The organism is Streptomyces sp. NPDC001493 (assembly GCF_053597235.1).
In genome coordinates this window covers 61,209-72,015 of record NZ_JBSFHV010000036.1, presented here as the reverse complement: position 1 = coordinate 72,015, position 10,807 = coordinate 61,209, and the positions used below count along the sequence as shown (strand labels likewise).

The 10,807-nt window shown below is 73.0% G+C and carries 10 protein-coding genes; 4 read left to right on the top strand and 6 right to left on the bottom strand.

What is annotated here, in order from left to right; translation table 11 throughout:
• Positions 1–125 precede the first annotated feature (125 nt).
• Entirely contained in the window at positions 126–803 is a 678-nt protein-coding gene (locus tag ACWCWD_RS33910) for a biliverdin-producing heme oxygenase (protein WP_450778969.1), read from the bottom strand.
• A gap of 266 nt (positions 804–1,069) precedes the next feature.
• The gene (gene map / locus ACWCWD_RS33905; RefSeq protein WP_450778967.1) at positions 1,070–1,927 is read right to left on the bottom strand and encodes a type I methionyl aminopeptidase; all 858 of its coding nucleotides are present in this window, start codon (positions 1,925–1,927) and stop codon (positions 1,070–1,072) included.
• A gap of 57 nt (positions 1,928–1,984) precedes the next feature.
• Here map and ACWCWD_RS33900 point away from each other — a divergent pair, with 57 nt between their 5' ends.
• Positions 1,985–2,209, top strand: a complete 225-nt coding sequence (locus ACWCWD_RS33900; protein WP_266703680.1) for a hypothetical protein — start codon at positions 1,985–1,987, stop codon at positions 2,207–2,209.
• A gap of 24 nt (positions 2,210–2,233) precedes the next feature.
• Here ACWCWD_RS33900 and ACWCWD_RS33895 read toward each other — a convergent pair whose 3' ends face one another.
• Together ACWCWD_RS33895 and ACWCWD_RS33890 are read right to left on the bottom strand one after the other, a co-directional pair.
• Positions 2,234–3,541, bottom strand: a complete 1,308-nt coding sequence (locus tag ACWCWD_RS33895) for an MFS transporter (RefSeq protein WP_450778977.1) — start codon at positions 3,539–3,541, stop codon at positions 2,234–2,236.
• A 196-nt stretch (positions 3,542–3,737) separates the two neighbouring features.
• Complete coding sequence (locus tag ACWCWD_RS33890) at positions 3,738–4,340, bottom strand: hypothetical protein (protein ID WP_450778965.1); 603 nt, start codon at positions 4,338–4,340, stop codon at positions 3,738–3,740.
• Between the two features lie 209 nt (positions 4,341–4,549).
• On the opposite strand from ACWCWD_RS33890, the gene npdG reads away from it, so the two are divergent.
• Positions 4,550–5,260 carry an NADPH-dependent F420 reductase gene (gene npdG, locus ACWCWD_RS33885; RefSeq protein ID WP_450778964.1) on the top strand — a complete coding sequence of 237 codons (711 nt, stop codon included), beginning with the start codon at positions 4,550–4,552 and terminating at the stop codon, positions 5,258–5,260.
• Between the two features lie 164 nt (positions 5,261–5,424).
• Positions 5,425–5,598 carry a hypothetical protein gene (locus tag ACWCWD_RS33880; RefSeq protein ID WP_266703675.1) on the top strand — a complete coding sequence of 58 codons (174 nt, stop codon included), beginning with the start codon at positions 5,425–5,427 and terminating at the stop codon, positions 5,596–5,598.
• An 81-nt stretch (positions 5,599–5,679) separates the two neighbouring features.
• On the opposite strand, the gene ACWCWD_RS33875 is transcribed toward ACWCWD_RS33880, so the two are convergent.
• Together ACWCWD_RS33875 and ACWCWD_RS33870 are read right to left on the bottom strand one after the other, a co-directional pair.
• Positions 5,680–6,504, bottom strand: a complete 825-nt coding sequence (locus ACWCWD_RS33875) for a site-2 protease family protein (protein WP_450778962.1) — start codon at positions 6,502–6,504, stop codon at positions 5,680–5,682.
• A gap of 352 nt (positions 6,505–6,856) precedes the next feature.
• Complete coding sequence (locus ACWCWD_RS33870) at positions 6,857–7,075, bottom strand: hypothetical protein (RefSeq protein ID WP_450778960.1); 219 nt, start codon at positions 7,073–7,075, stop codon at positions 6,857–6,859.
• A gap of 226 nt (positions 7,076–7,301) precedes the next feature.
• Between ACWCWD_RS33870 and ACWCWD_RS33865 the strand changes: the two genes are divergently transcribed.
• Entirely contained in the window at positions 7,302–10,787 is a 3,486-nt protein-coding gene (locus ACWCWD_RS33865) for an AfsR/SARP family transcriptional regulator (protein ID WP_450778958.1), read from the top strand.
• The last annotated feature ends 20 nt before the right edge of the window (positions 10,788–10,807 follow it).

The following is a 10,807-nucleotide window of genomic DNA, read 5'->3' as shown; positions in this document are numbered from 1 at the left end:
ACGGTGAGCGGGAGTTCGGCGCGGAGGTCGAAGACGTGACGGCCGGCCTCGTCCACGGCTCGGTCCAGTGCGTCCGGCGTCACCTCGCGGTAGCCGGCCGGCTGCCCGCCCCTCCGCCGTTCCCGTCAGGCGCTGTGCGGGAAGACCTCGCCCAGCTCCCGGAAGAGGGCCGTGTTCAGCGCGAAGGCACGCTTGCACTCGTCCACGATGCGCTGCCGCTCCAGGTCGTCGGCGTCGACCGCGTCCAGCAGCTCGCGGTAACTCCGCTTGAAGGCGGCCGGGTTGGAGATCTCCTCGAAGACGTAGAACCGCACTCCGTCGCCCTTGTGCGCGAACCCCCAGGTCTTCTCGGCCCGGTCGCGGATGATCTGTCCGCCGGAGAGGTCGCCGAGGTAGCGGGTGTAGTGGTGCGCTATGTAACCGGCGGGCCAGTCACGGGCGCAGGCGGCGACCCGCTCGGCGTACGCGGCGGTGGCAGGCAGCGGCTCCAGGCCCTCGCGCCACTCCGGCCCCCGCAGGTGCGCCAGGTCCCGCTCCAGTTCGGCGAGCCGCATCAGCGGCGCCTGTATGAACGCCCCGGCGACCGGGTCCTGCCGCAGCCGCTCGGCGCCCTCCTCCAGCGCGCGGTACACGAACCACAGTTGCTCGGTGTAGCGGGTGTACGCGTCCACCCCCAGGCGTCCGCCGAGCATGTCGCCCATGAAGGTCGAGGTCTCCGCCTCCGTGTGCTGCTCGTGGGACGCGGTGCGGATGACCGTGGAGAACGGGGTGACGGGGGTGACGGTGCCGGTGGACGTGTCCAAGGCGGGCCTCCGGGGCCGAGAGAGCGTAAAACCGGGAAGGTCGGAAACGTGCGGCGTCGACGCGGCGGCTCGCACCGCGTCGACCACCCCCCGATCCTCTTACTTAGGCTTACCTAAGTCAACATGTTGCCGACTTCTTGTCGGTAAACACTCCGTGCCCGGGGAACACGAACGCCCGGGGAACGCGAACGCCCGGTGGCCCGGAACCGGAGATCACCGGTCCCGGGCCACCGGGCGCGCGCTCGTGCCGGAGGTACCCGTCGGTCCTACGGCAGGGTAAGGATGTCCGCCCCGGTCTCCGTCACCACCAGGGTGTGCTCGAACTGGGCCGTCCGCTTGCGGTCCTTGGTCAGCACGGTCCAGCCGTCGTCCCACATGTCGTACTCGTGGGTGCCCAGGGTCAGCATCGGCTCGATGGTGAACGTCATCCCCGGCTTCATCACGGTGGTGGCGTGAGGGCTGTCGTAGTGCGGCACGATCAGGCCGGAGTGGAACGAGGTGTTGATGCCGTGCCCGGTGAAGTCCCGCACCACGCCGTAGCCGAACCGCTTGGCGTACGACTCGATGACCCGGCCGATCACGTTGATCTGGCGGCCGGGGCGGACCGCCTTGATGGCCCGGTTCAGCGACTCCCGGGTGCGCTCCACCAGCAGCCGCGACTCCTCGTCCACGTCGCCGCAGAGATAGGTGGCGTTGTTGTCGCCGTGCACGCCGTTGATGTACGCCGTCACGTCGAGGTTCACGATGTCGCCGTCGCGCAGCACCGTCGTGTCGGGGATGCCGTGGCAGATGACCTCGTTGACCGACGTGCACAGGGACTTGGGGAAGCCGCGGTAGCCGAGCGTCGACGGGTACGCGCCGTGGTCGACCATGAAGTCGTGGGCCACCCGGTCCAGTTCGTCGGTGGTGACGCCGGGCGCGATGTGCTTGGCGGCCTCCTCCATCGCCTGCGCGGCGATCCGGCCCGCGATACGCATCCGCTCGACGGTGTCGGAGTCCTGGATCTCCGGGCCGGTGTACGGCTTCGGACCCGGCTTGCCCACGTACTCGGGGCGCCGGATATTTCCGGGTACGGAACGGACGGGAGAGATCTCCCCGGGTGCGAGCAGCGACTGACCAGACATGTCAGCGAGTCTAACCAGCGCCCCTGGGGCAAGCTGGCCATGAGGAAAGGAGTCCCGATGGCCCTGTTCAAGAAGCGCACGGTCGGCAAACCGGGCGAGTGGTACTACTGCCTGGAGCACAAAAAGGTCGAGGAAGGCCCCGAGTGCCCGGCGAAGGACCGCTTCGGCCCGTACGCCTCGCGCGAGGCGGCGCAGCACGCCATGGACACCGCGCAGGAGCGGAACCTGGAGTGGGACACCGACCCCAAGTGGCACGACCGCAACCGGCCCCCGGCCTCCTGAACCCGGGGCGGTGACCCCCCGGGTTCAGAACGCCGGCACCCCCGGCGCGGCGGGCGCGTCCGGGTCCGCCGGGGCGGCCGTCGCGGCGTCCCGGCGGCGTACGGCGTCCTCGTCGGTGGCGGAGTCGTACCGGAGCAGCTTCGGGAGCGCCGCCGTCAGCAGCGCCACCGAGGCGACGCAGGCGACCCCGCCGGTCCAGACCGCCGAGCGGGTGCCGGTCCAGCCCGCCATCGCACCGGCCCGGACCTGGCCGAGCTGCGGCCCGACGCTGTAGGAGAGCACCTCGATGCCGGCCAGCCGGCCCCGCAGCTCCTCCGGGATGGTCTGGTTCCAGATGGCGGAGCGACCGAGTCCGCTCAGCATGTCGCCCGCGCCCGCGACGGCCAGGCAGACCAGCACCGGCCAGACGCTGTCGAACAGCCCCGCGCCCGCGATGGCCAGCCCCCAGGCGGCGGCCCCGAACACCACGAAGAGCCCGTGCCGCCGCACCCGGGAGGTCCAGCCGCTGGTCAGCCCCAGCACCAGCGAGCCCACCGACCCGGCGGCGTACATCAGCCCCAGCGACCAGGGGGCGTCGAGGTCGTCCGCGAGGAACGGGAAGACCGCGTTCGGGAAGGCGAAGAACATCGCCGCCAGGTCGATCGCGTACGTCCCCAGCAGCACCGGCCGGCTCCACGCGTACGCCGCGCCCTCCGCGATCCCGCGCAGCGACGGCTTCTGCGCGTCGCGGGCGGGCGGTGCGGGGGTGAGCCGCAGACAGAGGACGACCGAGACGGTGAACGTGACGACGGTGACCGCGTACGCGGTGGCGTGCCCGGCGTACGCGACGACCAGGCCCGCCAGCGCCGGCCCCGCGATCGCGCCCGCCTGCCAGCGCAGGGCGTTCAGCGCGGCGGCGGCCGGCAGGTGCTCGTGCGGCACGATCCGCGCCAGCAACGAGTCGAGCGCGGGCCGCTGAAGCCCGGCGAGCGCCGAGACACCCCCGGCCACGACGTACAGCGGCCAGAGCAGCGGGTCCGGCAACAAGGCGTTGACCAGCAGGATCACGGCCAGCACACCGAGTCCGGCCTCCGTGCCGAGGATGACCCCGCGGCGGTCCACGGCGTCCGCGAGCGCCCCGCCGTACAGCCCGAAGACCACCAGCGGCACGAGTTCGACCGCGCCCATCGCCCCGACCGCCAGCGGGGACCCGGTCAGCTCCTTGATCTGGAGCGGCAGCGCGATCAGCGCCATGAAGCTGCCGAAGTACGTGATCAGCCCCTGGCCCCAGAGCAGCCGGAAGTCGGCGGAGGCGTGCCAGGGGGCGAGGTCCGGAAGGAGGGAACGGAGGATACGGGAAGCGCGGCGCGGGCGCGGGTCGTTCACGAGAGATCATGGTCCGGCCCTCCGGGGGTCCGGCGCAACCCCTCCTCGGCCCCCGGTACCCGCCCGACCAGCGAAGACGTCCCGGCGACGGGTGGTCGGGTGCCGTTGCCGCAAGGGGCGGCCGGGCGGGCCACCAGTGCGCCGGCGGTGCGCGGTCGCGCCGCTACCACCGCGCCGGTGGCGGCGCGGTGAGCCGGTCCGCGAGCCGTGAGAGCCGGTCCCGGAACGAGCGCCGCCCGTGCGCCGACGGGCGCGCGGTCTCCCCGGCCGCCGCGCTCACCAGATGCTGGACGGTGTCCAGGTCCACGTCGTCCTCCTCGGTCACCACCAGAGCCTCGTGGCCGAGCCCCCGTACCTCGGGATCGCCACCGCCCAGCGTGAGGACGGTCGCCCCCGAGCGCCGGGCGTCCCACACCCGCTCCATCAGCCCGCCGTCCGGCCGCTCGGGCGCCACCAGCAGCAGCGTCTCCCCGCGCCCGGCCGCCTCGATCCGGCCCAGCCCGACCGCCAGATGGGCCGGGTCGGCCGGCCGTACCCGGTGGCGTACCAGCGTGGGAGTCAGCTCCGGCAGCCCCGACCACGTCGCCTCGTCGACCAGGTGCGCCGCCAGGTGCCAGGGCTCGTACGTCTCGGTCCCGACCAGCAGCAGCCCGCCGCCCTGCGGGACGACGGACGAACGAAGAGCCCCGGCGAACCGGCGGGCCGCGCCCGGCCACTCGGTCCCGGCGAGCACCTCACGCAACAGCGCCACGCGCACGGCATCCATGGCCCGGCATCATGCAGCAGCCCGCGGGCGTTCCGCAGCCGGACACGGAAGGTGCACCCGTACGGGACGCGCACGGGGTGCGTATGGGGATGCGCACGGGACGCGTATCGGGGCGCGCACGGGACGTATGTCGGGACGCGTATCGGACGTTCGCGCACGGGCCGGGGTGTGCCGCCGGAGACCCGGTACTCCGAAGTAGTGTCGGGGCCATGACTACCCACGACAGTGCCGGTGCGCCCAAGGCGCCCGCCAAGGACCCCTGGGACCTGCCCGACGTCTCCGGACTCACCGTCGGCGTGCTCGGCGGCACCGGGCCGCAGGGCCGCGGACTCGCCTACCGCCTCGCCCGCGCCGGGCAGCGCGTGACCATCGGCTCCCGCGACGCCGCCCGCGCCGCCGAAGCCGCCGCCGAACTCGGCCTCGGCATCGAGGGCGCGGACAACGCCGCCTGCGCGCTCCGCAGCGACATCGTGATCGTCGCCGTGCCGTGGGAAGGCCACGCCAAGACGCTGGAGTCGCTGCGCGCGGAACTCGCGGGCAAGCTCGTCGTCGACTGCGTCAACCCGCTCGGCTTCGACAAGAAGGGCGCCTACGCCCTCAAGCCGGAAGAGGGCAGCGCCGCCGAACAGGCCGCCGCCCTGCTGCCCGACTCCCGCGTCACCGCCGCCTTCCACCACCTGTCGGCGGTGCTCCTCCAGGACCCCGACATCGACGAGATCGACACCGACGTGATGGTGCTGGGCGAGGCCCGCGCCGACACCGACATCGTGCAGGCCCTCGCCGGCCGCATCGCGGGCATGCGCGGCGTCTTCGCCGGACGGCTGCGCAACGCCCACCAGGTCGAGTCGCTGGTCGCCAACCTGATCTCGGTCAACCGCCGGTACAAGGCACACGCGGGACTGCGCGCCACCGACGTGTGATCCGTGGATCGTGTGACCCCCCATGGATCGTGTGACCCGTGGATCGCGTGATCCGTAGATCGTTACGGGACACCGGCGGGACGGCCCCGACCCGCGGCGGAACGGAACGGGGCATGAGGGACACTGGACGGGACCGCGCACCACCCCGGACAGGAGCCGCCCCCATGCCCCGCATCGCCCTCTACCCGCTCGTCGTCTGCGTCCTCGCCGTCGTCGCCGCGGTGGTCTCCTTCGCCCAGGGCAGCCTGCTCGGCATCCTCTGGGTGCTGGTGGCGGGGCTCTCCTCCAACATGACCCTCTACTACGTGCGCCGTCACCGCGCGACCACCGAAAGCTGACCGCCGGTCCGCGCGGGCGGCAGGGCACCGGGGCTCAGGGGCACCGGGCCGTGTGGTGAAAGTCCCGCCTGTCGGGCGGGCCTACCCGGACAGTGCCGCCGACAGCGCCTCGCAGCGGGGATCCTGCTGGTCGGAGAACGCCTGCCAGAAGCGGTAGGTGTCCAGCCCGCAGTACGTCTCGAAGTCGCTGACCCCGAGTCCCCGCAGCAGCGCGTCCACGGCGTCGAAGAACACGGCGTTCACCTCCGGCACCCACAGCAGCCCGAACACCGCGATCAGCCCGAACGGCGCGAACGGCTCCACCTGCCGCCGGACCTTGTACGACAGCCAGGGCTCGATCACCCCGTACCCGTCCAGCCCCGGCACCGGTACGAAGTTGAGGATCGCGGCCGTGACCTGGAGCAGCGCCAGGAACGCCAGCGCGAACCGGAACGCCATCGGCACCCCGTCGAGACCGCCCAGCCAGAACGGCGCCGTGCAGACGACGGCGAACAGGACGTTCGTCAGCGGCCCCGCCGCCGAGATCAGACTGTGCTTCCAGCGCCCCCGGATCCGGCCCCGCTCGATGTAGACGGCCCCGCCCGGCAGCCCGATGCCCCCCATGATCACGAAGAGCACCGGCAGCACGATGCTGAGCAGCGCGTGCGTGTACTTCAGCGGGTTGAGCGTCAGATAGCCCTTCTCCGCGATCGAGATGTCCCCGCTGTGCAGGGCCGTGCGGGCGTGCGCGTACTCGTGCAGGCAGAGCGACACGATCCAGCCACCCGTGACGAACAGGAAGACGGCGAACCCGGTCTGCTCGGCGAACCCCGTCCACACGGCGGCCCCGGCGACGGCCGTGACGGCGGCGATCCCGAGGAAGATCGGGCTGATGCGCCGGTCGTGGCGGCTGATCCCAGTGGTCATGCGACGAGAGTAGTGGCCGGGACCGCCCGGCCTGCCGCTACGCCCGCTCGGGCACGGTGGACGACGCGCTCATCCCCGGCACCCGCTCGGGCGCGGTCAAGCGCGTGCCGGGAGCCCGGCGTCGTCCACCCGGCCCAACTCGCGTACTGGCGAGAGCGGGACGGAGTGCGGGACATTCAGGTCCTCCTCGCGTACGTCCTCCCCGGCGCTCCGAGCTCGGTGCCTGCCCGGAGGTGTCGTTGTGCAACTCGCCCCGGACGAGTGCGGGATCACGGTCGTGCGCGCCGAACTTCGTGCTGGAGCAGGTGAGGTGGAGGAACGGCAGTCATCGCGCGGAACGGCGGAACGTCCTTCAGCCCGATTCGCCGCGATCGCGGCCTTTCCCGACGGAAGCGCGCAAGGTGTGCCAGGCCGCCGAGACGAGCGCGACGCAGCCGACGGTGAACAGCGCGATCTTGAGCGCTGGACCGATGTCCCGATCGGTCGGGATACGTGTCAACCCGATGACGACCCCCGTGGCTCCGAACAGCTTCAGCCATGCCGACTGCGAGATGCCGCGAGGTCTTCTCATGGCTGGGCCTCCAGGGCGCGTGGGTCGTGTGCGGCGCATTGCGAATGCGGAAGGGTGTCCGCACGCCGGATGTCTGCGGACGCTCCAAGGGTCCATGCCGATGACGGCACCCTTCCGTACGGAGTGCGACCGTGGCAACACGTAAGACCACCCCGACGCCACGCGAGCTATCGGAATATATCGGGTGGCTGTGCGAGTCCCGATTCCCTTCACGGACAATGGCCCCGTGCGCTACTGCATCCTCGGTACGACCCAGGTACTTCGCGACGACGGCACGGCCGTCGCCCTCGGCGGGGCGCGGCTGCGCGCCCTGCTCACCGTGCTCGCCCTGAGCCCCGGCCGGGCGGTCCCGGTGGCGGTGCTCGTGGACGAGGTCTGGGACGGTGAGCCGCCCGCCGACGCGCCGGGCGCGGTCCAGGCGCTCGTGGGGCGGCTGCGCCGGGCGCTCGGCAGGGACGCCATCGACTCCGCCGAGAACGGCTACCGGCTCGCCGCCGACCCCGACGCGGTCGACCTGCACCGGTTCGAGCGGCTGGCCGGGGAAGGGGGCCGGGCGCTGGAGGCCGGTGACGGCGAGAAGGCGCTCGACGCGCTCGACGCCGCCCTCGCCCTGTGGCGCGGCCCCGCCCTCGCCGATCTGCCCGACCGCACCGCCGTCGCCGCCCGCTGGGAGGCCCGGCGGCTCGCGGCCCGCCGCGCCCGGGGCGGCGCCCACCTCGCGCTCGGCCGTGCCGAGGAGGCGCTGCCCGAACTGGTCGCGCTCTGCGCCGACCACCCGCTCGACGAACCGCTCCAGGCGCTCCGCATCCGCGCCCTGCACCACGCGGGCCGCACCGCCCAGGCCCTCGCCGCGTACGAGGAGGTGCGCACCCTGCTCGCCGCCCGGCTCGGCACCGACCCGGGCGCCGAACTGCGCGCGCTGCACACGGAGTTGCTGCACCACGGCAGTGCCCCGCCGGTCCGCCCGGTGGCGGGTGCCGCCCGCCCGGGACATGCCGGTGACCGCCCCGCCGACAAGGCCCGCCCGCTCGGCCCCGACGTCCGGACGCCCGCGAGCGGCGTCCCGGACGTCCGTACCCCCGCCGCCCCGGCCGCCCTGCCGCCGCTGCGTCCGCCGTCCGGCAACCTCAGGGCCCGGCTCACCAGTTTCGTCGGCCGCGAGGCGGACATCGCCACGCTGCGCGGGGACCTCGACCGGTCCCGGCTGGTGACGCTCCTCGGCCCCGGCGGCGCGGGCAAGACCCGGCTCTCGCAGGAGGCGGCCGAGACCGTCGCCGCCAACTGGCCGGACGGCGTGTGGATGGCCGAACTCGCCCCCGTGGACGATCCCGAGGCCGTGCCCGAGGCGGTGCTCTCCGCACTCGACGCGCGCGAGACCGTGCTGCGCGGTGCCGGTGCCGAGGAGATGCGCGTTGCCGAGGGAGGCACCGTGAGCCCCCTCGTACGCCTCACCGAGCACTGTGCGCGCCGCCGGATGCTCCTGCTGCTCGACAACTGCGAGCACGTCGTCGACGCCGCCGCCGCGCTCGCCGACCACCTCCTCGCCCGCTGCCCCGGTGTCACCGTCCTCGCGACGAGCCGCGAACCCCTCGGTGTACCCGGCGAGTTCGTCCGCCCGGTCGAACCCCTGCCGGACCCCACGGCGCTCCGCCTCTTCGAGGAGCGCGGCTACGCCGCCCGGCCCGGCTTCCGGAGCGACGCGGACCCGGCGACCGCCGAGGCCAGCGCCGAGATCTGCCGCCGCCTCGACGGACTGCCCCTCGCCATCGAACTCGCCGCCGCACGGCTGCGGATGCTCAGCCCCCGGCAGATCGCCGACCGGCTCGACGACCGCTTCCGGCTGCTCTCCAGCGGCAGCCGGACGCTGCTGCCGCGCCAGCAGACCCTGCGCGCCGTCGTCGACTGGTCCTGGGACCTGCTCGACACCGCCGAACGCGCCGTACTGCGCCGGATGTCGGTCTTCGCCGGCGGCTGCTCCCTCACGGCGGCGGAGGAGGTCTGCTCGCTGCGCGCGGGCGACGTCGGCGGCACCGGCGGTACCGGCGGTACCGGTGGTGAGGAGGAGGTGGACGTCCGCGACGTCGCCGTCCGCCTCGGCTCACTCGTCGACAAGTCCCTCGTCGTCGCCGAGGAGCCGGGCGACGGCGAGATGCGCTACCGGCTGCTGGAGACCGTGGGGGAGTACGCGTCCGAGCGCCTGGACGAGGCGGGCGAGCGCGCCGCCGTCGACCGGTCCCACCTCGTGTACTACCGCGAGCTGGCGCGTACCACCGGCCCCCGGCTGCGCGGCGCCGGACAGCGGGCGGCCCTGGACCTGTTCCGGCGCGAGTACGAGAACCTGCGTACCGCCTTCCGTCACGCGGCGGCCCTGGAGGACGAGCACGAGTGCCTCTGCATCATCCTGTCCATGGGCTCGTACTGGATGCTGCGCGATCTGCGCGACGAGGCCCGTCAGTGGGCCGACACGGCCGCGGCGCTGGGCCCCGACCCGTTCGCCCCGCCCGGCTCTCCGGCGCCCTCGCTGCACGAGCAGTGCACGGACAAGCCGCCGCCGATGGAGCCCGACCAGCTCCAGGAGGCCCGGCGCGGGGTACGGCTCATCCAGATCGCCAACATGGACCACGAGATGGACCTGTGGATGACCGAGGAGAGCATGGAGCGGCTCCGGATCATCGCCCGCACCTACCAGCCCGGCCAGCCGCAGATCTGCCGTTCGCCGGGATCGCTCTGGATCTTCGCCGTCATCCTCACCGGTGAGCGGCACGAACTCCGCGACGTGATGGACGAGACCGTGCGCACCTGCCGGGAGCACGGCTACACATGGGAGCTGGCGTCGGCGCTCCAGACGCGGGCCAACCTGCTCGCCAACCAGGCCGACACGACGGAGGTGGCCCGCGCCGACGCGGACGAGAGCCTGGAGATCTTCACGCGGCTGGGGGACGCGTGGGGTTCCGCCGAGGCACTGGCCTCGCGCGGCGAGGCCAACGAGCAGGCGGGCAGGTACCAGGAGGCCACCGAGGACTACCTCGCCGCCATGGAGTACGCCGAACAACTCGGCGCGCAGTCGCAGGTGGCCGTGTTGCGCACCCGGTACGCGAACATCCTCGCGGAGACCGGGCAGGAGGCGGAGGCGGAGGCCATCCTCCGCGAGGTCATCGGCCTGGACAGGACGGGCGTCGGGCACGAGGCCACGCCCTTCGCCCGGATGCACCTGGGCATGCTCCTCGGCCGCACCGGGCGCTTCGCCGAGGCGCGCGAGCAGATGGAGCTGCTGGCGGCGGAGTTCCACTCGCAGACGCTGGCCATCTTCGAGGGCTTCGTCGCGGGTGTGGTGGCCTGGCTGGACAACGAGGAGGGGCTGTACGCGCGCGCCCTCGACCAGGCGGTCAAGGCGGTGGAACGGGCGAACGACCGGCTGGCGCAGATGGTCGCGCCCCAGATGACCTCCATCCACCTGGTGACGGCGGCCTGGGCGATGGCGGGGCTCGGCACCGAGGAGAGCGCCATGGACGCCGCCCGGGTGCTCGGTACACAGGCCGGCCGTCTCTCTCCCCTCCACGTGCCCACCCGGGTGGAGAAGCAGAACCTGGCCAATGCCGAAAGAGCGGCGCGCGCGGTGATCGGGGACGCGGCCTTCGAAGCGGCATACGCGGAGGGCGGCGACCTCTCCCTGGAAGAGGCCACCGCCCTGGCGTCCGCGCACAACAACTGATCCCGCGCGTCCGCCGTACG